This is a genomic window from Burkholderia savannae (assembly GCF_001524445.2).
In the GTDB taxonomy this organism is placed as follows: Bacteria; Pseudomonadota; Gammaproteobacteria; order Burkholderiales; family Burkholderiaceae; genus Burkholderia; species Burkholderia savannae.
The window spans coordinates 1,885,669-1,905,966 of the sequence record NZ_CP013418.1; the positions used below are offsets into that span (position 1 = coordinate 1,885,669).

Sequence of the window (20,298 nt, forward strand, 5' to 3'; positions counted from 1 at the left end):
GAAGCCGACGTCTCCGGCAAGCGTGCACGCGTGCGGCGTGCGCGCCGAATGCCCCGCACGTCGTCGCCGGTCTTGAATGCACGACCGTCGCCAGCGAACGAGCGGCATCTTTCGAAGCATCGTCGCGCCCGGCGCAACTCGCCTCGCCGGCGTTGCAAGCGGCGAATCGATCGCCGGCACGCGCGTCCGCCGAATCGACGCACGCCGTCACGCCGCCCTCCGGCGCGCGCTAGAATGACCGCTTCGGGTCCATTCTCCAGCCAGCTGCCCGCCCGCCATGTCCGTCACCGGCCTCGATCACTACAATCTGCGCGCGCCGCGCCCGCTCCTCGATACGCTGCGCGACTTCTATGTCGACGTCGTCGGACTGCGGCCCGGCGATCGCCCGCCGTTCCGCAGCCACGGCTATTGGCTGTATGCCGGCGCGCAGGCCGTGCTGCATCTGTCTGAAGCGAGCCCCGGCGAATCGCGCGCGCCGAACGTCACGAACACGTTCGATCATGTCGCGTTCGCGTGCAGCGATCTGCCGGAAACGATCGCGCGCCTGCAGCGGTTCGGCATCCGGTTTTCGAGCGCCGACGTGCCGCTCACGCGCCAGCATCAGCTGTTCTTCGACGATCCGGCGGGCAACGGCGTCGAATTGAATTTCGCGGCGAACGTCGACGGCTGACGCTCGCGCGCGACGCGGGCACGTGCGCGCAGCGGAAGAACGAGCGCGCACGCGAACCCGCGAACCATCCAGCGGCAAAAGCGCACATCCGGCACGTTCGCGCCCGGCGCGCCATCCATCGCCCGCCTTCCGTCCGCCTTCCGCGCGGCATTGCGCCCCGCATCGCACGCCGCCCGCGGCATTTCTCCCGCCCGCGCATAAGCTTGTCACCAAACAAGCTAAAAGCGCGCAACCGCGGCTCCTATAATCGGCCGACACCTTCACGAAAACAGGCCGACCGGAGACCCATCATGACCGAACCCGCATCCGCCGACTGGCGCCTCGAAACCATCGCCGTGCACGGCGGCTATCGCCCCGATCCGACGACGCGCGCCGCCGCGGTGCCGATCTACCAGACGGTCGCGTTCGCGTTCGACGACACGCAGCACGGCGCGGACCTGTTCGATCTGAAGGTTCAGGGCAACATCTATTCGCGGATCATGAATCCGACCAACGACGTGCTCGAGCAGCGCGTCGCGGCGCTCGAAGGCGGCGTCGGCGCGCTCGCGCTCGCGTCGGGGCAGGCGGCCGTCACCTATTCGATCCTGACGATCGCCGAAGCGGGCGACAACGTCGTCTCGTCGAGCACGCTGTACGGCGGCACCTACAACCTGTTCGCGCACACGCTGCCGCAGTACGGGATCACGACGCGCTTCGCCGATCCGCGCAACCCCGCCGCATTCGAGGCGCTGATCGATTCACGCACGAAGGCGATCTTCGCGGAATCCGTCGGCAATCCGCTCGGCAACATCACCGACATCGCCGCGCTCGCCGACGTCGCGCATCGCCACGGGCTGCCGCTCATCGTCGACAACACGGTGCCGACGCCTTATCTGCTGCGCCCGTTCGAGCACGGCGCGGACATCGTCGTGCATTCGCTGACGAAGTATCTCGGCGGACACGGCACGAGCCTCGGCGGCGCGATCGTCGATTCGGGCAAGTTCCCGTGGGCGACGCACGCGGACCGTTTCAAGCGGCTGAACGAGCCGGACGTCAGCTATCACGGCGTCGTCTACACCGAAGCGTTCGGCGAGGCCGCGTACATCGGCCGCGCGCGCGTGGTCCCGCTACGCAACACCGGCGCGGCGATCTCGCCGTTCAACGCGTTCCAGATCCTGCAAGGCATCGAGACGCTCGCGCTGCGCATCGACCGCATCAGCGACAACGCGCTGAAGATCGCGCAGCATCTCGCTCGGCACGAGAAGGTCGAATGGGTCGACTATTCCGGGCTGCCGAACCATCCGGATCACGCGCTCGTCGGCCGCTATCTGTCGGGCCGCGCGCCGGGCATCCTCACGTTCGGCGTGAAGGGCGGGCGCGCCGCGGGCGCCGCGTTCCAGGACGCGCTGCAGCTCTTCACGCGGCTCGTCAACATCGGCGACGCGAAGTCGCTCGCGACGCATCCCGCTTCGACGACGCACCGCCAGTTGTCGCCGGAAGAGCTCGCGAAGGCGGGCGTGAAGGAAGAGACGGTGCGGCTGTCGATCGGCATCGAACATATCGACGATCTGCTCGCCGATCTCGATCAGGCGCTCGCGAAAGTGTGAACGACGACGACGCGAATCGAACGTCCGCGCGTTCGATTCGCGGCGCAAGGCGCAGCGGCAGTGGTCGACGCGTCGGTGTTTCGGTGTTGCGGTGTTGCGCTGTCCCTCTATTCCGCCAGTTCTTCGGTTCTTCGGTGCGTCGGTTCGTCGGCTCGTCGGCTCGTCGGTTCGTCGGTTCGTCGGTTCGTCGGTTCGTCGGCTCGACACGATACGCCCGCCGACGCTCGAAGTGACGGGCGAAGCCGCGCGACGCACACTGCCGGCGCGCGCTCGTTTCCGCGCCACCACCCTCCTCGCCGCTTCGCCGTCAACTAGCAGCGGCCTGCGTCGTGAACGCCTGCCGGTTTCGCCTCGGCGTCGCGCCGACGATCCGCCCGAAGCGCTCGCGCAACGCGTTCGCCGAGCCGAATCCCGCCTCGGTCGCGATCTGCTCGGCGGCCGATAGCGCCGTCGTCTCCGGCCATTGCTGCGCGCGCCTCGCACGCGCGGTCTGCGTGGTATACGCGGTCTGAAGCCACCGAGGCGGCGACTTGCCGGTCAGCCCGCGGAAACGGCACGTGAGCATGCAACCGTTCATCACATTCCGCCGCGCGATAAAGTGGAATGTCGATCGCTCACGCACATTGCGCTTCGGCCATTCCATCACGGCCTGCGGCGCCACCGCACGCCGCGGCGGCCCGACGGCCGCCCTTCCGCTACCGGCTTATCGCCCGCCGCGCGCCGACACTCAGCGGCGTCACACCGCCGCGCGCGTCGTCTGCAACTGCTCGCCGAGCCCCGCGACACCGCAGCGCACCGTCTGCCCCGGCTTCAGATAGACGGGCGACGGCTTCACGCCCATTCCGACGCCGGGCGGCGTGCCGGTCGAGATCACGTCCCCGGGCTGCAGGCTCATGCAGCGCGACAGGTACGCGATCAGCTGCGCGACCGTGAACACCATCGTGCGCGTGTTGCCGTTCTGATAGCGCCGGCCGTCCACGTCGAGCCACAGATCGAGCGCCTGCGGATCGGCGATTTCGTCGCGCGTGACGAGCCACGGGCCGATCGGCCCGAACGTGTCGAAGCCCTTGCCCTTGTCCCACTGACCGCCGCGCTCGATCTGCCATTCGCGCTCGGACACATCGTTGACGACGCAATAGCCGGCGACGTGCGACAACGCGTCCGCCTCGTCGACGTTCTTGCACGCGCGGCCGATCACCACGCCGAGCTCGACTTCCCAATCGGTCTTCACCGAACCGCGCGGAATCTCGATGCCGTCGTGCGGGCCACACACGGCGCTCGTCCACTTGCCGAACACGACGGGCTCGGCCGGCACCGCGAGGCCCGCTTCCGCCGCGTGGTCCGCGTAGTTCAGGCCGATGCAGACGAACTTGCCGATCCGGCCGACGCACGCGCCGATCCGCGGCTCGCCGGGAACGAGCGGCAGCGACGCGGGATCGGCGGCGGCAAGCCGCGCGAGACTCGCGTCCGACAGCGCGTCGCCCGCGACGTCGCCGATCAGCGGCGACAGATCGCGAATGCGGCCGTCGGCATCGAGCAGACCGGGCTTTTCCTGGCCCACGGGGCCGTAACGAAGCAGTTTCATGGCAGGCGACCTCTTCAGTTCTGGACGGACGGGAACCCAGCGAGCGCGATGCGGCCGGCGCGACGGCGCCGTGCGTGAGCCCGTTGCGGAATTTGTACCACCCGTCGCACACGGTGAGACGTTGCATCGCGGATAACGACTATTGGAGCAGACGCTGGCGACGTGCGGGATCACCGTCGGCGACGGCGCCCGACGCCGTTCGTCATCGCCGCCGAAGGCCCGCCGCGCGGGCCTGCCGCGCGCATCCCCGCGCCAACGTTCGCACCGGTGCGCGTTCCCGGCGCCGGTTTCGCGCCGAGTTCGCGCCGGGCTCCCGCCCCACGCCGATTCTTGCCGAGCAGCCCGACGCATACTTTGACTCCATCGACGCAACACCGATACTCTTATTCAACAATTGTCGGCAAAGTTAGCGTTGATTTCGCATCCGTTGATTATCATTGCCGTTGGAGCAGTTACTTAATTTACAGACAAATCAATGATCCATCGATGCATGCGCGCGGCCGCGAAGCAGGCGCCGCGCCGGCGATCGATGCGTCGCGTTCCACCAGATCGACTCACCGATGAAACCCAGGAAAGACCAGCCCGCCGACGCCGCGGAAGAGACGCAGGATTGCGAGGAAATCGAACGCTATCGCGCCCCTGCGCTCGACAAGGGGCTCGACATCCTCGCACTGCTCGCCGAACAGAAGGAAGGCCTCACGCGCACCGAGATCACGAAGGAGCTCGGCCGCAACGCGAGCGAGATCTACCGGATGCTCGAGCGGCTCGTCGCGCGCCAGTACGTGATCCGCTCGCCGGGCGGCGACCGCTACACGCTGAGCCTCAAGGTTTATACGCTCGCGCATCGCCATCCGCCGCTCAAGCGGCTGATCGCCGAGGCGTTGCCGCCGATGCAGCGCTTCGCCGATGCCGCCGAGCAGTCGTGCCACCTGTCCGTCTACGACCGCGGCAACCTGCTCGTGATCGCGCAGGTCGACGGGCCGGGCGGATGGGGCATTTCGGTGCGGCTCGGCTCGCGCATCGGGCTCGTCGACACCGCGTCTGGCCCCGTGATGCTCGCGTTCCAGACGCCGGAGCAGCGCGCGCAAATGCTCGCCGAGCATACGAAGGTGGAAGGCGAGACCGCGCTCGACATGGGCGAATTCGACGCGCTGCTGCGCGAGATTCGCGCGACCGGGCGGCTGCTGCAGGGAAGCCGCCAGGCGTTCGGCGTCACCGACATCGCGTATCCGGTGCTCGGGCCCTCGGGCCATGCGATCGCCACGCTCACGTGTCCGTACATCCGCCGGATCGACGCATACGTCGCGCCGCCGATCGACGACGTCGCCGCGCAGCTGCGCGCAACCGCCAGGCATCTGTCGATGTGGAAGGAGACGGCCGCCTGACGCCCACTCGGCATCCGTCCGAAGCAAATGTGAAATCATCAGGGCCTCGCCGTTCCGATCCAGCCGAAAACGCGCGCCGCGTCCGCCGGCGCGCAGCACAAGGAGACAGGCCCATGTCGTCACACCGAGAAACCTTCGCCCGGCCCGCCAGCGTGCGGGACGTCGCGGACGCCGTGAACAGCGGGCGCACGCCCGCGATCCGGCACGCCGAGGCCGCACTCGAACGCCTCGCGCTCATCGAGCCGCTCCGCGCGATGACGCACGTCGCGCCGGACATCGCGCGCGAGGCCGCCGCGAACGTCGACGCGCAGATCGCGAGCGGCCGCAAGCTGCCGCTCGCGGGCGTGCCGTTCGTCATCAAGGCCAACATCTTCACCGCCGACATGCCGACGCACGCGGCAAGCCCCGCGCTGCTCGGCTTGCGCGCGGCGCACAACGCGACGGCCGTCCAGCAGTTGCTCGACGCGGGCGCCGTGCCGATCGGCAAGGCGAACATGCACGAGCTCGCGTTCGGCATCACGAGCGCGAACGGCCATTTCGGCGCGGTGCGCAATCCGCACGATCCGGCGCGCATCGCGGGCGGCTCGAGCGGGGGCACGGCGTCCGCCGTCGCGGCGGGCATTCCGTTCGGCCTCGGCACCGACACGGGCGGCTCGGTGCGGATTCCGGCGGCGTTCTGCGGCGTCGCCGGGCTGCGGCCGACGCCGCGCCGCTATTCGACGGAAGGCGTGCTCGCGCTGTCGCCGACGCGCGATACGGTCGGCCCGATCGCGCATAGCGTCGACGATCTGCTGCTGCTCGACGCGGTGCTGACGCGCGACGCGTCCGAGCCCGCGCCGCTCGCGCTCGCCGGTTTGACGATCGGCGTGCCGGACGCGCCATACTTCGACGGGCTCGATCCGGCCGTCGCCGAACTGACCGAGCGCGCGCTCGCCGCGCTCACGGGTGCGGGCGCGCGGCTCATCCCGCTCGCCGCCCGCGCGCTGTACGAGGCGGACGAAGCGTGCGGCTTCCCGATCGCCGGTTTCGAGGCGCTCGCGTACTGGCAACGCTTCAGCGCCGAGCGGCTCGATCAACCGTTCACGGAGTTCGTCGCCCGGCTCGGCAGCGACGACGTGCGGCACATCTTCCGAACGCTGATCGACGCGCCGCCGTCGAGCGATGCGTACGCGGCCGCGATCCGCGTGCTGCAAAGCATCGTGCGATGGTATGACCAGGCGTTCCATCGGACGGGCGTCGATTGCATCGTGCTGCCGACCGTTCAATGCGAAGCGCCGCTCGTCGCCGACAGCGGCCACGATCTTCCGCCCGACGCCGCGCACGCGCTTTTTGCACGCGTTATTCGTCAGACGGGGCCGGCGACGCTCGGCGGCGTGCCGTCGGTGTCGATTCCCGCAGGCCTGTCGAAGCACACCGGCATGCCGGTCGGGCTGATGCTCGAAGGCCCGGCCGGCAACGACCGCCGTTTGCTCGCGATCGCGCGCGAAGTGGAGCGGCTGCTCGCACGCATCGCATGACGCACACGCGGCGCACGCATGATGCACACGCGGCGCGTCGCACAGCGCGCGAGCCGCGCACACGATTCCGCCACCCGCGCGGCGCTACGCTAAAATAGCGCCCCCTTCAAAACGCTGCCGCCGTCTTCGCCGACGGCGGGCGACTCATGGATGTCATGGCCAAACTTCTGACCGATCTCGAATTCCAACGTTTCTCCGAACTTCAGCAGAAGCAGGCAAGCTTCACGATCACGCCCGAAGAGGCCGACGAACTGCGCGACATCGTCGCGCGCGCGCAGAAGAAGCGCGACGATCGCGCGGCCGCGATGCAGGCAATCGAAGACCACATCGCGCAATTCGACATCACGCCCGACGAGCTCTTCTCTCCCGAGCAGATCGGCGAAGCCGCGCGCACCTACGGCCTGATCGCGGCGGGCAAGAAGGAGCGCTCGCTGCCGCCGTCGCTCACGTTCAACGGCAAGCCGTATCAATGGACGAAGACGCTGCCCGACGACGTGCGGCTGCCGCTCTTCGACGCATTCAAGGCGGGCGAATCGATCAAGCGCTTCATCGCGATGCCGAAGGACAGCGCGCGCTGCGCGCTGACGGTCGCGCGCCTCGAACGCGAGACGGGCGCCGTCTACTCGGAAGCGCTGCTCGAAGAGCTCTCGGTCTCGCGCATGCAGGTGGATGAGGCCGCGACGAAGCTCGCGGCCTGATCCCGTCCGGCAAGCGCGTTCACTCGCGCTCGGGCGCGACGGATCGACGGATGCGCGTTCGTGCGTGCCCGCCGATGTGTCGCCGCCCAGCCCGATGTGGTCGATGACGAGCCGTTCGCGCCGCGTTTCGCGTCGGTCGGTTCGTCTCCCGAAAAATCTCACCTGCCTTCTGAAGGTGCGTCCCGTAAAGTCTCACCGCCGGCGGTTGGCGTTGTTGGCGTTGTTGGCGTTGTTGGCGTTGTTGGCGTTGTTGGCGTTGTTGGCGTTGTTGGCGTTGTTGGCGTTGTTGGCGTTGTTGGCGTTGTTGGCGTTGTTGGCGTCGTTGGCGTCGTTGGCGTCGTTGGCGTCGTTGGCGTCGTTGGCGTCGTTGGCGTCGTTGGCGGCAATGGCAACCGGGACGCTGAAATCGTCGGCCGCGGTCTGCAATCAGCAATGTCGACGGCTTGGAAAATATCGGCAACGCCCGAAGCACCGTCCGCGCCTCAAGCATCGGATTTCAAAACTTCGGCCACATCGACGACATCCGGCAGCGGCTACTTAACCCCTCATCCGAACGCACGCGCACGACGCCGAATGCCACGCCGCCGGGCTCACGGCTGCAGTTTCAACCTGAACCCGACCACTCCCGGCTCTTCCGTCGCCGACACCGCGAAGCCGCTATTTTTCGCGAGCGTGATCATCGCCGTGTTCTCGCGCAACGCTTCGCCGATCATCCAGGCCGTTCCGCGCGAACGCGCATATTCGATGATGCGCGCCATCAGCAGCCGCCCAAGCCCCTTGCCCTTCTGATCGGGCCGCACCGCGATCGCAAACTCGGTCGCTTCGTTGTCCGGATCGGTCACGGCGCGCACCGCGCCGAGCGTATGCGCGCGGCCGTCGGCGTCGTTGACCGTCGCGATCAACGCCATCTCGCGGTCATAATCGATCTGCGTCATCCGCGCGATCTGCGAGTGATCGAAGTTGCGAACCGCGCCGAAGAAGCGCATCCGCAAATCGTCCGGCGTCATCGCACTCAGCAACTCGCGATGCGCTGCCTCGTCCTCGGGGCGAATCGGACGCACCGTGATGGGCTCTCCGTGCCAGTCGATTCTCTGCTCCAGGTAACGGGGATACGGCACGATCGCAAGCCGGCTGCGTCCCGTCGCGAGCCTGATGCACGGCCTCACCGCGATGACGCGCTCGGATTTCACGCGCAGCACGAGCGACATCTGGACGACCTCGCGCACCTCGCACACCGCCTGAGAAAGCGCGGTCAGCGCATGCAACAACGGCTCGGGCGGGGCGCGGCGCGCATACGGCGAACGCGCGACGACCGCTCGCGCAAGCACAGTGTTGAAAGGCGGCAGCCCGTAGACGACAAACGGCGCGGAGATGCCGTCCGCCGGCGGCACCGAATAGCGGAACACCGGCCCGAAGTTCTGGTCGTCGTACATCTCGACCGTAATGTCGACGATCGCATCGCCGACGTCCGCCTCGCTCGCACGCTCGACGCCGAAACCCGCCAGCCAGCCGAGCGCCGCGTCGCCCTCGAACACGTCCCGCCCCTGTGCGAGCGCCGCGCGCGCCGCCTGTTGCGCAGCGGCGACCGACGCAGTCGGCTGCGGCGGCGTGCCCTCCGGCGTCTGCATCAATAGTTCGCGCCCCAGTTGATAGTCGACGAGGCGCGCATGTGCGCGCGCGAGACGCTGCGGGGTCGTGTGCACCGGAATGCCGTGCTCGTGCAACGCGTCGCGCGTCGCGGCATCGACGCCGCCGAAGAAACATGCAAGCATGCCGCGGCGCGCGAACTTGCGCGCTTCGATCAGCACGCGCGCGACGTCGTCGGCAGGCGCGCTATGCGACGTTGCGTGCACCACGAACACGGTGCCCGTCTGCGGGTGCTGCGCGAGCGCCTTCAGCGCCGCGCCGAAATATTCGGGACGCGCATCGTCGCCGAGCAGCAGCGGATTGCCCGCGTCGATGCCGGCGGGCAGCGCGCCGCCGACTTCGTCGACGGCGGCCTGCGGCCATTGCGCGAGCGTCTCTCCGGCCGCCGCCAGCGCATCGACGGCGAGCTTCGCAACGCCCCTGTCGCTCGTCACGAGCGTCGCCGCGCCGCTCGCCGCGGCCCTGCCGACGCCGAGCGTCTCGATTTCGTCGAGGAGATCGTCGAGCGCGTCGACGCGCACCATCCCGGCGCGCTGAAACGCGGCCGTATGAAGCAGATCGCCCGAATCGCCACGGCCGGTGCGCAATGCGAGCACGGGCTTGTTGCGCGCCGCCGCGCGCGCCGCTGACATGAACTTGCGCGCCGACTTCACCGTGTCGAGCTCGAGCAGAATCGCGCGTGTCGCGGCGTCGCTCGCGAGGTAGTCGAGTACGTCGGCCGCGTCGACGTCCGCCTCGCCGCCGAGCGCGATCGCATGAGAGAAACCGAGCCCGCGCGCATGCGCCCAGCCGAGCACCGCGTTCGTCAGCGCATTCGACTGCGACACCCACGCGACCCCGCCCGCCTTCACGATGCATGCCGGCGCGCCGAAGTGCGCGTTCAGCACGGGCGAAACGACACCCAGGCTGCCCGGCCCGATGATCCGCAGCAAATGAGGCTTCGCCGCGGCGAGCGCCCGTTCGAGCGCGGCCCGATCGGCGCTCGATCGGGCCGCGCCGACGATGATCGCCGCGCGAACGCCCAAGCCGCCGAGCTTGCGCACGATGCCGGGCCATGTCGCGGGCGGCGTGCAGACGATCGCGATCGACGGTGCGCTCGGCAGTTGATCGACATATGGATAAACCTTGTGCCCGTTCAGTTCGCCGTACTTCGGATTGACGGGCCAGATCGCACCGCCGAACCGGCCGTCGAGCACGCACGCCCAGACCATCGCGCCGACGCTGCCCGGACGCGGCGACGCGCCGACAACGGCGACGGAAGTCGGCTGGAACAACGCATCGAGATTGCGAACGGTCACGGCAACTCCGTTGAAAGGTTGAATGACGGCACTCGACGGCGCGGCCGGGCCGAACCGAACCTGTGAGCCCATAGGATAGGCGAAGCGCCACACGTCGCCTATATGCCGTTCGGCCGAGTCGCCGATTCGCGCAAGCGTCGGCATCATCGACATCGACACCTCCCTGCCGGTCGCCGACGCAGCCCCATCTCCGCCAGAAACACGGAACGGAGATACCGGCCTTTTGAAATGGAGCAGGACAACATGCAAGGATGGATCGAGCAAGCCACGCAATCGGCGGCGGCGCTACTCGTCTTCGACGAAGCTGCCCGCCGGCTTTGCCGCGAACGCGGCGATGCGGACCAACGGCGCGCGGCGCGAAATTCGCCTGCCTCGGCGGCGCGGCTCGCGATACCGCTGCCCGACACACGGCCGGCCACGGTCCGCCCGAACGAGCGCCCATTCCCCGGAATCGATTACAGAAGACGCGCAATCCCGAAACGGCCCGTTCGTCCGCATTTGATTGCACGCGCCGACATGTCTCGCCACACGGCTTTAAAAGACATGCTGATTCGTGTTGAAACGATCGTCTCGAAAATCCGATCCAGCCGGATGAAGCATCGCGCGCCCCGATTCAACGAATTCGATGCATTGCTCAATAGCGGCCAACTTTCGTGCGGTGTGCGGGCTCACTGCGGAATCGGTCGAGCGACGAAGTCCGGCATGCGACCGAAATCGCGTTCATTGCGCGGCTCCATCGCACGATTGCGTTCGAATGCGGGCGCAACGGCCATTGCGCATGGTGCTTCGTCGAACGGGCCTGCGATCGAGGTCCCGCAAGCGACATGTCGCTCGCAATGTAGCAGTGCCGGCGCCGGCGCTTCACGACGAACGCGAATGCGCATGCACACCGGCAAACATTACAAGCCGTTAAGAAATATATCTCGCGAAAACAACGAACGCATTCCATTCTCGCCGGCCGCCGTGCGACTCAAACCAATCGTCAATCGGATGAGAAGCCCGTCTCAAAAATGCCGTCCGCACACATTCGCGGTTCGAATGCGATGTCCATTCCGGCATACCGGTCGGCGGATCAGGACCGAGGAATCGCATCATCGACACGTCATCGCGTCTTTGGCATCGCGATCTAAGCGCGTGCCCGGCTTCCGAACCGAGTCTCGAAAGGTATGCCGCCGCGACGAATACGAGGCTCGCTTCGCCCCGTCAAAGGTGAGCGTTTTCGGGAGTCATGGTGAGGATGTTCGGGATAGGTCGTCGAGTCGCGCCGAAATCTCGAATCAAAACGGGAAATTCGCGAACGCCGTCCCATATGCGCGATGCGGTGTGAAACAATTTCAACGAATCGGAAAATTCGCTTCGATTGTGAAATGACGCAATATCCGTCTAAAGCCACGGGTTTCATCGCCGAATCAGCGTGCAACCATGTGCGGCACGACATCGCGTGGCTGCCGTGAAACAAGCAGCCGTTGGGCCAAAACAAAACGGTGCGAATGGCAGGCTTGCCGTTCGCACCGTCGTTCAAGGCGCCAAAGGTGAGGTTTTTCGGGATCAGTCCTTGATCAGGAAACGGTTGCGGTTCTTGCCGAGCCACGCCGGCGCACGGCCACGGCCGCTCCAGGTCTCGCCCGTCTTCGGATTGAGGTATTTCGGCGGCAGCTGGCGCTTCGGCTTCGCCGCGGTCTTGATGCTTCTGAACCCCAACTCCTCGGGCGTGATGTCGTATTCCTCGATCTTCGCCCTGATATCGGCAATGGCGTCCGCGATTGCTTTTTCGCGTTCCTTGTCGATTTTCTGCTGAAGTTTTTCGAGCTGTGCGGTCAGTTGCCTATAGGTCGCCATATGGATGAAGCTCCGTCTCGTTATTTATAGAGGGAATTATATGAATCTATTCAGGATCAATCGAATATTTTTTGCATTGCTTTCATATTCCGCAAGCGATGCTCAAAAGCCATTTCTAGCCTTGCATGCGAAGAGAAGGTTTCGCACGCCGTTATCGACCGATTGCTTGATCGTATCGAAATCGCCGCCGCAAATGCCGCGCGCATTCTGAACGCAGGTGTCCCAAGGACCGCCTTCCGGACACTGGACCATCGTGGTCGCACGCCCGTCCGGCGTAAACAGCGGCGCGCTACCCCCGCAGCCCGAGAGCACCGCCATTAAAGCAATCAAAAATACCGTCCGCAAGAACGCGCCGCATTGCCCCGGCGCTGGCGCACCCGTCTGTTTCATGAATCTGCCTATCGCTCCGCTTTCTTCTTGGACGACGCGAGTATATGCCAACGCGCGCGGCAAAGGGTCAATCAGGTGCAACGAGTGTCTTGTAGGGCGCACGTCCGCGCGGATCGTCGGTAAGCCGAATGAATACCTGCTCGACGTCCGGCAGCGCTTCGAGCCTGCGTCGCAGCGCATCGCGATCGAACGACGCAGGCGCGCATCCTTCGGCATAAATGAAGCGGCGCTGAATCGTGATCCAGATGCTCGTGCCCGCCAAAGCCGGATCGCCGGCGAGAAATCGCTGCTTCAGTTCTTCGGCAATCTGCTTGTCGTATAAATAGGAATTCGGTTTGCTGCAGCGACGTGCGAGCCAGCAAGTCGTTCCGCGCTCGACGCGGTAATGCGCATCGTCTTCCATTTGCGCACGCGTCATCAATGGACCCAGCGGCATCGGACATTCGGCAATCGAATTCGACAATACAAAAAAAGGATCGTCGTACCAATTGCGTCGTTCGATCGAAGCGGTCGATCCCGGCGATGCGTCCGGCACCGACGAAACCGATGATTCCGGCGATGCCGGTGACGTTGACGATGCCGGCGACGACGCCACGAAAATCGTCGACGCCGACATCGCGGGCAACGACTTCGCAGCCGATTCGGACGATGCGAGCGCTGCAAGCGACGCAAGCGGTGCGGACGGCACAAACGGCACAGACGACGCAAACGATGCAGGCGATGCAGGCAATACGCGCACCGCGCCGCCCTGCGCAAACGCCTGCGCGGCGACGGCGACGAACGCCACGCACGATGCGGCGAATCTGATGCGCTTCATCGCGACCTCCACACGGATGCGCCCGCTCGGCGTGCGAGCGCCGACGCGTTCGCAGCGCACGTGTTCCGCGCGTCGCGCGAACCGTCCGCTATGTATCGATGCCGAGCGCCGCGAGCTTCTTGTAGAACGTCGCGCGCCCGATGCCGATGCGCGCGGCCGCTTCCGTCACCTTGCCGTTGCATGCGGCCAGCGCGTCCGTCAGGAACTGACGCTCCCACGCGGCCAATGCGTCCGAGTAAGAAGAAGATGCAGCGCTTGCGTTGGATACGGCCGCCGGCGCCGCACCCGCGGCCAAACCCGCGCCCGCCCCGAAGCCGGCGCCTGCGCCGCCGCCCGACGCCGCGCCGCGCCCCGGCCCGATGAACGGCGCGAGCGCGCGCGCATCGATCAACGCGCGATCGGACAGCATCAGCGCCCGCTCGAGCGTGTTGCGCAATTCGCGCACGTTGCCGGGCCACGGATACGCGCATAGCAGACGCAGCGCGTCGTCGGTCAGTTCGCAGTGCTCGGCGAGTCCGTGCTGCGCGGCGAGTTCCTCGAGCATCGTGTAGACGAGCGCCTCGATGTCCGACGCGCGCTCGCGCAGCGGCGGCGCGTGGATCGTCAGCACGTTCAGCCGGTAATAGAGATCCGCGCGAAAGCGCCCTTCGGCGACGAGCGCCGGCAGCTCGGCCGACGTCGCCGCGATGATCCGCACGTTCGCGCGCACGATCCGGTTCGAGCCGACTGGCTCGAACTCCTTGTCCTGCAGCACGCGCAGCAGCTTGCCCTGCAGCGGCAGCGGCATGTCGCCGATTTCGTCGAGAAAAAGCGTGCCGCCGTCGGCGAGCTCGAACTTGCCGACGCGGCCTTTGCGGTCCGCGCCCGTGTACGCGCCCGGCGCCGCGCCGAAGAACTCGGTCTCGAGCAGCGCATCAGGAATCGCCGCGACGTTCACGGTCACGAGCGGCTTCAGCGCGCGCGCGGACGCCGCATGAATCGCATGCGCGAGCAGCTCCTTGCCGGTGCCCGTCTCGCCGAGCAGCAGGACGGGCGAATCGACTTGCGCGGCGCGCCGCCCCTGCCGCTTCGTCTCGAGAATCAGCGCGCTCGTGCCGACGAAGCTCGCGAACGTGTATTTCGGACGCCGTGCCTGCGCGAGCGAGCGCTGCGTCGCGATCAGCTCCTGCTGGACCTGCATGTAGCGGGAGAAAAGCGGCGTCAGCGTCTTCAGCTCGTCGAAGAGCGCGAAGCCGATCGCACCGACGGTCTCGCCCGCGTCGTCCGTGAGCGGCAGGCGCGTGACGATGAGCGGCTCGCGGCCGGTTTCCATGATGTCGAGCAGAATCGGCCGGCCGGTCGCGACCACTTCGCGCATCAGGCTGTGCGGAATGACCGCTTCGCAATCGCGGCCGATCGCCTGCTGCGGATCGGCGAACCCGAAGCGCGCGGCGTAACGCTGATTGATCCAGACGACGCGCGCGTCCTTGTCGACGATCAGCGTGCCGACGCTCGAATGCTCGAAGGTCTTGAAAAGCGACGCCGCCGCGCGCCGCAGCACATCGCCGTAATCGGCGGGCAGCGCGGCCCAGCCGTCCGAAATCTGTGCACTCGTCTCCACTTTTTCATTCTTGTCCACAAAACGAGACGAATTATCTCACGCGGGAGACATCCGGCAAGCGCTTGTCAATAAAGACCAAACCGCGAAACGACGAGCACCGGGCGGCGCATTCGTCTAGCCAAAGAGACGTTTTCTGTAGAATCGGACGCAGCCGGCACCCGGCCGCAGCGCGCGCCCCGCCGCCCGTGCGGCAGCGGCCCGCCGCGCGGCGGATGGCACGAATCCTGCGGCAGCGCCTGCCGCAGCGTCGCGCCGTCCGCGAGGCGCGCACGCTCGCACAACAACCAAGATTAGGAGACTCTCTTGTCATTCGTGATCGTCCTCGCCGCGCTGGCGTTCCTGATGTTCGCCGCGTACCGCGGCTACAGCGTGATCCTGTTCGCGCCCGTCGCCGCGCTCGGTGCGGTGCTGTTGACCGACCCCGCCGCCGTCGCCCCCGTCTTCTCCGGCATCTTCATGGAAAAGATGGTCGGCTTCGTGAAGCTCTACTTCCCGGTGTTCCTGCTCGGCGCCGTGTTCGGCAAGGTGATCGAGCTGTCCGGCTTCTCCGAGGCGATCGTCGCGGCCGCGATCCGCTACATCGGCCGCTCGCGCGCGAATGCGGTAATCGTCGCGGTGTGCGCGCTGCTCACCTATGGCGGCGTGTCGCTGTTCGTCGTCGTGTTCGCCGTCTATCCGTTCGCGGCCGAGCTCTATCGTCAGAGCAACATTCCGAAGCGCCTGATGCCGGGCGCGATCGCGCTCGGCGCGTTCTCGTTCACGATGGATTCGCTGCCCGGCACGCCGCAGATCCAGAACATCATCCCGACCACGTTCTTCAAGACGACCGCGTGGGCCGCGCCCGCGCTCGGCACGATCGGCTCGGTCTTCATCATCGTCGTCGGCCTGTCGTATCTCGAATGGCGCCGCCGCTCGGCGCTCGCGCGCGGCGAAGGCTACGGCACGTCGCTCGTCAACGAGCCGGAGCGCGTCGAGACGCAGTCGCTGCCGAATCCGATCCTCGCCGTGTCGCCGCTCGTGCTCGTCGGCGTCGCGAACTTCACGCTGACGAAACTGATTCCAGTGTGGTACGGCGGCGCATCGTACACGGTGCCGCCCGACGTGCTGCCGGGCGTCCACACGCCGATCACGACGCCGATCAAGACCGTCGTCGCGATCTGGTCGGTCGAGGCGGCGCTGCTGCTCGGCATCCTGCTCGTCGTCATCACCGCGTTCAGGCGCGTGCACGAGCGCTTCGCGACCGGCACCAAGGCGGCCGTCGGCGGCGCGCTGCTTGCCGCGATGAACACCGCGTCCGAATACGGCTTCGGCGGCGTGATCGCCGCGCTGCCGGGCTTCATCGTCGTCGGCGACGCGCTGAAGAACATTCCGAATCCGCTCGTCAACGCGGCCGTGTCGGTCAGCTCGCTCGCGGGGATCACGGGCTCCGCGTCGGGCGGGATGAGCATCGCGCTCGCGGCGATGTCGGATCTCTTCATCAAGGGCGCGCAGGCCGCGCAGATTCCGATGGACGTGCTGCACCGGGTCGTCGCGATGGCGAGCGGCGGCATGGATACGCTGCCGCACAACGGCGCGGTGATCACGCTGCTCGCGGTGACGGGCCTCACGCACCGCGAATCGTATCGCGACATCTTCGCGGTGACCGTCATCAAGACGCTCGCGGTGTTCTTCGTGATCGCCGTCTATTATCTGACAGGGCTCGTCTGATCCGGCGACGGGCGCAACGCGCCCGTCCAGCGGCGGCAGCCCGACTGCTTCGGCGCGGCGCCGCCCGCTGCATCGGCCCGGCGCTCGCCGATCGACGGCGCGCCGGGCCGATTGCGTTTTCGCTCATACTTTTTGCCGTGACGCGCCGCCGCAACATGCGGGTTTGCGCGTACACCGAACGGCTCATTGTTCAACGCGCCGCAGCGCGCCGTCGGGCCGCCCGGCCCCACGGCTCCAACATCTCGCAAAATTCTCATTGCCGTCGTCCGGTTCGGCTAAACTGCATTGAAGCAGTTCGCAGAGCAACATTTCCTACTTCACGACACGAGGACACGTTCAATGCGCACGACCGGTTCTTCCGGGGCCATGACCCTGTTGACCGAATTCGATCAGGCCGACGGGCGCGAGCTTCGCTCGCTGCGTCTCGCGGCCACCGAAGACGGTAAAAGCGTACTGCTTATCGAAATCGACGAACGCAAACCCGGCATCCATCGGGAAGTACGCTACGAGATCACACCCGCCGAGTTGATCGCCGCGATACGTTCGCACGGCGCGGAACTGCCGGGCGAAACGCACGGCACCGTTCCGCTCGCCCGCACCGCGGCGCCCTGATCCGCCGCCGCGGTGAAGCCAAGGCTGGCCCGCGCCCTCGCCGTCTTCGCCGCGCGTCCATGCGCGGCGCGATCTCCTTTCCGAAAATAGCCGATAATCGGCACATCAACGCGCTTCATGCCGCGCGCGCTTCGCGGCGATCGTCCATCGTTTCGTCATGCTTCATGATCTCGTCGCCCGTTTCGGGCCGCTCATCGTGTTCGTCAACGTGCTCGCGGCCGCGATCGGCCTGCCCGTGCCGGCCATGCCGACGCTCGTGCTGTTCGGCGCGATGGCGACGCTGCATCCGGACGCGCTCGGCGCGCAGCTCGCGCCCGTGCTCGCGCTCGCGGTGCTCGCGGCGCTGATCGGCGACACCGTGTGGTACGTGGCAGGCCGGCATTTCGGCGGCCGCGCGCTGAAAACCTTATGCAAGCTTTCACTGTCGCGTGACAGTTGCGTGAAGAAGACCGAGCGTTTCTTCGGCCGCTGGGGCGTGCGCGTGCTCGCCGTCGCGCGCTTCATTCCCGGTCTGTCGCTGATCTCGGTGCCGATGGCGGGCGCGCTCGGCACGCGCTATCGCACCTTCGTCGGCTACGACGGCCTCGGCGCGCTGTTGTGGGCGGGCTGCGGCGTCGCCGTCGGGTTCGTGTTCGCGCGGCAGATCGACTGGCTGTTCACCGGCGCGAACCAGCTCGGCCGCGCGGTGCTCGCCGTGATCGTCGCGCTGCTCGCGCTCTATACGGCCGTGCGCTGGATGCGCCGCCGCGCGCTGATTCGTCAGCTCGCGAACGCGCGGATCGACGTCGACGAGCTCGATCGGCTGCTGCAAACCGATTCCGCGCCGATCGTCTTCGACACGCGCTCGGCGGAGCATCGCAAGCTCGACCCCTATGCGATCCCCGGCGCGCAATTCGCCGACGAGCGCGATCTGCGCGACATCGTCGCGCGCTATCCGGCGACGCAGAAATTCGTGATCTATTGCTCGTGTCCGAACGAGGTGTCGGCGGCGCTGATGGCGCAGCGCCTCAAGCAGGCAGGCTTCGCCGATGCGCTCGCGCTGCGCGGCGGCCTCGACGCATGGCGCGACACCGGCCGGCAGTTGATCGAGCTCGATTCGCAACTGGCAAGCGAAGTGGGGCTCGCGCCCGCGCACAAAACCGCCTGATCCCACTTCCGCTGATCGGAGCGATCCGTCCTGGCTGCCCGATTCGCGTGATCGGTCGGGCGCGCGGCCGCACACGCGCGCATCACGCGAATCAGGCCGAACGGTGCCGGCCGGCGCGTGAACACTCACGTCGAACGCCGTCGCCGAACACCGATGCCGATGCCACAACCGCCGTCGCCGCGGCCGAAAGCGCGGACGCCCCGTCGGCCGCCTCGCGCTCGCCGCCGCCCGAATCGTTTCGGCGTGCTCAGAACACCTTCACCGGCACGTTCACGACGAGCCGGTATTCCTGGTTGGTGCTGTCCGAGTAATGCGCCGAACCGACGTGCCACATCGCGATGAACGTGATCTTCGTGTCCTTGAACTTGCCGCTCTGGATCGTGTACGACGGAATGAAGCCGAACTCGTGATGGCGGCCCTGCACCGGCGCGCCGTCCTTCCAGTAGATGCTCGAGCGCGTCGGATCGAGCGCCGCGCTCGCGGAGCCGTCCGCGCCCCAGCCCGTCACGCCCCACACCGTCGCCTTGAAGCCGGGCAGGCCCGCGTCCTTGCCGTAGAACGTGTAGCGCAGCTGCAGCGATTTCTCGTGCGGCGCGTTGTAGTCGACGTCCATCGAATCGACGAGGAAGACGCCGTTCGTTTCGTTCAGGTAATCGAAGAACTGGTCGCCGAGCACCTGCTGATAGCCGAGCAGCAGCTCGTGCGGGCCATGCTGCGCGGCGAGCGACAGGCTGTATGCGTTGTTGTCGATCTTGCCCTGGCGCGCATCGCCCGTGTCGTGCGTCGAATAGAAGTTGCCGAAGCCCGTCCACTTGATCGTCTGCGGCGAGCCGTAGCTCTGCTTGACCGAGCCGTAGTACTGGCGCCATACGTCGTCGGCCTGGCCTGCGTAAAACGTCGCCGAGCCCGTCGACGAATAATCCCACGTGCCGCCCAGATACGTGAAGCGATCCACGCGCGTGCCGCCGTATTGCGTCGTCAGGTTCGTGAGCGTCGTATGGCCGCGCGCGTTGGTCTTCGTGAAGCTGCCCGCTTCGAGCATCACGTTCTTGAATTCGTTGCTGACGATCGTGGCGCCGAGGAACGTCGGCGGCAGCGCGCGGTTGTCGTGCTGCTCCATGAACGGATTGTCGACCGCCTGCAGGCCGTACTTGATCACCGTGTTCGAGATGCGCGCCTTCACGTCGTAGATGCCGGGAAAGGCCCACGCGAGCTGGTTCGAGCCGCCGCCGCCCTTCGCGATGTGCACCATGTTGCCCGCGCCCGCGCCGCCGTCGAGCTTCAGCGCCGCGTAGATCGACGCGTCGACGCCGAAGCCGATCAGCCCGCCCGTGTAGCCGGACTCGAAGTTCGCCATCACGCCCTGCACCCATGCATGGCGATGCGGTCCGCCCTTCGCGTCGAGCACGTCCGCGTAGTTGCGCAGCAGCACGTCGAAATGGCTGTCGGCAATGAAGCCCTTCGACTTCGCCTGGCTCGACACCGGTTCCGCCGGCATGACCTCCTGCGTGGCGTCGGCGTTGATGACCGCGTTCGGCGTCGTCGCCTGCTGCGCGAGCGGCGCGGCGGGCGCCGCATCGTCCGCGCGCGCCGCGCCTGCGATCGACACGCCGGCGAGCACCGGCAGTCCCCACGCGAGCATGACTGCCCGCGCGACCCTCTTCATCGGTTGATGTTGTGTCATTGCGCTTCTCTTTTTATGTTGACTACCCACGCGCCGGCCGCGATGCGCGGCCGGCGACACCCCAACGCGCCGCCGTAACGGCGCGTCTTCCCACGGCGCGAAGTTCTTTCGCGCCG

General features: G+C 66.8%; 18 protein-coding genes and 1 pseudogene. 10 read left to right on the forward strand and 9 right to left on the reverse strand.

Annotated elements, in window-relative coordinates; translation table 11 throughout:
• Positions 1-277: 277 nt before the first annotated feature.
• Positions 278-670, forward strand: a complete 393-nt coding sequence (locus WS78_RS29410) for a VOC family protein (RefSeq protein WP_038755249.1) — start codon at positions 278-280, stop codon at positions 668-670.
• A gap of 290 nt (positions 671-960) precedes the next feature.
• Positions 961-2,256, forward strand: coding sequence for an O-acetylhomoserine aminocarboxypropyltransferase/cysteine synthase family protein (locus WS78_RS29415; protein ID WP_038755247.1), 1,296 nt, complete (start codon positions 961-963; stop codon positions 2,254-2,256).
• A gap of 307 nt (positions 2,257-2,563) precedes the next feature.
• Here the strand turns inward: WS78_RS29415 and WS78_RS29420 are convergent, their stop codons facing one another.
• Together WS78_RS29420 and WS78_RS29425 are read right to left on the reverse strand one after the other, a co-directional pair.
• The gene (locus WS78_RS29420) at positions 2,564-2,821 is read right to left on the reverse strand and encodes a helix-turn-helix domain-containing protein (protein WP_226377255.1); all 258 of its coding nucleotides are present in this window, start codon (positions 2,819-2,821) and stop codon (positions 2,564-2,566) included.
• Positions 2,822-2,992: 171 nt separating this feature from the next.
• A complete protein-coding gene (locus tag WS78_RS29425; protein ID WP_038755245.1) occupies positions 2,993-3,841 on the reverse strand; it encodes an ureidoglycolate lyase in 849 nt (282 codons plus the stop codon).
• Positions 3,842-4,401: 560 nt separating this feature from the next.
• Here WS78_RS29425 and WS78_RS29430 point away from each other — a divergent pair.
• From WS78_RS29430 to WS78_RS29440, 3 genes are all read left to right on the forward strand, one after another.
• Positions 4,402-5,226: an IclR family transcriptional regulator gene (locus WS78_RS29430; protein WP_059575576.1), complete on the forward strand. Its 825-nt coding sequence runs from the start codon at positions 4,402-4,404 to the stop codon at positions 5,224-5,226.
• A 113-nt stretch (positions 5,227-5,339) separates the two neighbouring features.
• Positions 5,340-6,743 (forward strand): indoleacetamide hydrolase, encoded by a 1,404-nt coding sequence (gene iaaH, locus WS78_RS29435; protein ID WP_038755241.1) that lies wholly within the window; start codon positions 5,340-5,342, stop codon positions 6,741-6,743.
• Positions 6,744-6,889: 146 nt separating this feature from the next.
• Complete coding sequence (locus WS78_RS29440) at positions 6,890-7,441, forward strand: hypothetical protein (protein ID WP_038755239.1); 552 nt, start codon at positions 6,890-6,892, stop codon at positions 7,439-7,441.
• A gap of 192 nt (positions 7,442-7,633) precedes the next feature.
• On the opposite strand, the gene WS78_RS29445 is transcribed toward WS78_RS29440, so the two are convergent.
• The gene (locus WS78_RS29445) at positions 7,634-7,867 is read right to left on the reverse strand and encodes a hypothetical protein (protein ID WP_059627731.1); all 234 of its coding nucleotides are present in this window, start codon (positions 7,865-7,867) and stop codon (positions 7,634-7,636) included.
• Positions 7,868-8,031: 164 nt separating this feature from the next.
• Positions 8,032-10,386 carry a bifunctional acetate--CoA ligase family protein/GNAT family N-acetyltransferase gene (locus tag WS78_RS29450; RefSeq protein WP_059575578.1) on the reverse strand — a complete coding sequence of 785 codons (2,355 nt, stop codon included), beginning with the start codon at positions 10,384-10,386 and terminating at the stop codon, positions 8,032-8,034.
• Between the two features lie 243 nt (positions 10,387-10,629).
• Here WS78_RS29450 and WS78_RS36540 point away from each other — a divergent pair, with 243 nt between their 5' ends.
• Positions 10,630-11,757 (forward strand): hypothetical protein, encoded by a 1,128-nt coding sequence (locus WS78_RS36540; RefSeq protein WP_156437389.1) that lies wholly within the window; start codon positions 10,630-10,632, stop codon positions 11,755-11,757.
• A gap of 177 nt (positions 11,758-11,934) precedes the next feature.
• Here WS78_RS36540 and WS78_RS29455 read toward each other — a convergent pair whose 3' ends face one another.
• From WS78_RS29455 to WS78_RS29475, 4 genes are all read right to left on the reverse strand, one after another.
• The gene (locus WS78_RS29455) at positions 11,935-12,225 is read right to left on the reverse strand and encodes an H-NS histone family protein (RefSeq protein ID WP_038755234.1); all 291 of its coding nucleotides are present in this window, start codon (positions 12,223-12,225) and stop codon (positions 11,935-11,937) included.
• Between the two features lie 102 nt (positions 12,226-12,327).
• Positions 12,328-12,615, reverse strand: a complete 288-nt coding sequence (locus WS78_RS37315; RefSeq protein ID WP_197419384.1) for a hypothetical protein — start codon at positions 12,613-12,615, stop codon at positions 12,328-12,330.
• A 67-nt stretch (positions 12,616-12,682) separates the two neighbouring features.
• Positions 12,683-13,231, reverse strand: coding sequence for a BON domain-containing protein (locus WS78_RS29465; protein ID WP_082717498.1), 549 nt, complete (start codon positions 13,229-13,231; stop codon positions 12,683-12,685).
• A 289-nt stretch (positions 13,232-13,520) separates the two neighbouring features.
• A complete protein-coding gene (locus WS78_RS29475) occupies positions 13,521-15,050 on the reverse strand; it encodes a sigma-54 interaction domain-containing protein (protein WP_059575580.1) in 1,530 nt (509 codons plus the stop codon).
• A 285-nt stretch (positions 15,051-15,335) separates the two neighbouring features.
• Here WS78_RS29475 and WS78_RS29480 point away from each other — a divergent pair, with 285 nt between their 5' ends.
• From WS78_RS29480 to WS78_RS29500, 4 genes and pseudogenes are all read left to right on the forward strand, one after another.
• Entirely contained in the window at positions 15,336-16,739 is a 1,404-nt protein-coding gene (locus WS78_RS29480) for a GntP family permease (RefSeq protein ID WP_038755230.1), read from the forward strand.
• Between the two features lie 137 nt (positions 16,740-16,876).
• Positions 16,877-17,109 (forward strand): annotated as a pseudogene (locus WS78_RS38305) (hypothetical protein).
• The gene (locus tag WS78_RS29490; RefSeq protein ID WP_038755227.1) at positions 17,079-17,351 is read left to right on the forward strand and encodes a hypothetical protein; all 273 of its coding nucleotides are present in this window, start codon (positions 17,079-17,081) and stop codon (positions 17,349-17,351) included. The pseudogene WS78_RS38305 and the gene WS78_RS29490 overlap by 31 nt, the downstream one beginning before the upstream one ends.
• A 157-nt stretch (positions 17,352-17,508) precedes the next feature.
• Positions 17,509-18,498, forward strand: a complete 990-nt coding sequence (locus WS78_RS29500) for a DedA family protein/thiosulfate sulfurtransferase GlpE (RefSeq protein ID WP_038755225.1) — start codon at positions 17,509-17,511, stop codon at positions 18,496-18,498.
• 247 nt (positions 18,499-18,745) lie between these two features.
• On the opposite strand, the gene WS78_RS29505 is transcribed toward WS78_RS29500, so the two are convergent.
• Positions 18,746-20,182 carry an OprD family porin gene (locus WS78_RS29505; RefSeq protein WP_060823078.1) on the reverse strand — a complete coding sequence of 479 codons (1,437 nt, stop codon included), beginning with the start codon at positions 20,180-20,182 and terminating at the stop codon, positions 18,746-18,748.
• Positions 20,183-20,298 lie beyond the last annotated feature (116 nt).

Excerpts from the sequence above, each read along its gene's own strand:
- WS78_RS29505 (WP_060823078.1), bottom strand. The coding sequence starts at position 20,182 with ATGACACAACATCAACCGATGAAGAGGGTCGCGCGGGCAGTCATGCTC.
- WS78_RS29490 (WP_038755227.1), top strand. The coding sequence starts at position 17,079 with ATGCGCACGACCGGTTCTTCCGGGGCCATGACCCTGTTGACCGAATTC.
- WS78_RS29415 (WP_038755247.1), top strand. The coding sequence starts at position 961 with ATGACCGAACCCGCATCCGCCGACTGGCGCCTCGAAACCATCGCCGTG.
- WS78_RS29500 (WP_038755225.1), top strand. The coding sequence starts at position 17,509 with ATGCTTCATGATCTCGTCGCCCGTTTCGGGCCGCTCATCGTGTTCGTC.
- WS78_RS37315 (WP_197419384.1), bottom strand. The coding sequence starts at position 12,615 with ATGAAACAGACGGGTGCGCCAGCGCCGGGGCAATGCGGCGCGTTCTTG.
- WS78_RS36540 (WP_156437389.1), top strand. The coding sequence starts at position 10,630 with ATGCAAGGATGGATCGAGCAAGCCACGCAATCGGCGGCGGCGCTACTC.
- WS78_RS29420 (WP_226377255.1), bottom strand. The coding sequence starts at position 2,821 with ATGCTCACGTGCCGTTTCCGCGGGCTGACCGGCAAGTCGCCGCCTCGG.
- WS78_RS29410 (WP_038755249.1), top strand. The coding sequence starts at position 278 with ATGTCCGTCACCGGCCTCGATCACTACAATCTGCGCGCGCCGCGCCCG.
- WS78_RS29455 (WP_038755234.1), bottom strand. The coding sequence starts at position 12,225 with ATGGCGACCTATAGGCAACTGACCGCACAGCTCGAAAAACTTCAGCAG.
- WS78_RS29465 (WP_082717498.1), bottom strand. The coding sequence starts at position 13,231 with ATGTCGGCGTCGACGATTTTCGTGGCGTCGTCGCCGGCATCGTCAACG.
- WS78_RS29430 (WP_059575576.1), top strand. The coding sequence starts at position 4,402 with ATGAAACCCAGGAAAGACCAGCCCGCCGACGCCGCGGAAGAGACGCAG.
- WS78_RS29440 (WP_038755239.1), top strand. The coding sequence starts at position 6,890 with ATGGATGTCATGGCCAAACTTCTGACCGATCTCGAATTCCAACGTTTC.
- iaaH (WP_038755241.1), top strand. The coding sequence starts at position 5,340 with ATGTCGTCACACCGAGAAACCTTCGCCCGGCCCGCCAGCGTGCGGGAC.
- WS78_RS29425 (WP_038755245.1), bottom strand. The coding sequence starts at position 3,841 with ATGAAACTGCTTCGTTACGGCCCCGTGGGCCAGGAAAAGCCCGGTCTG.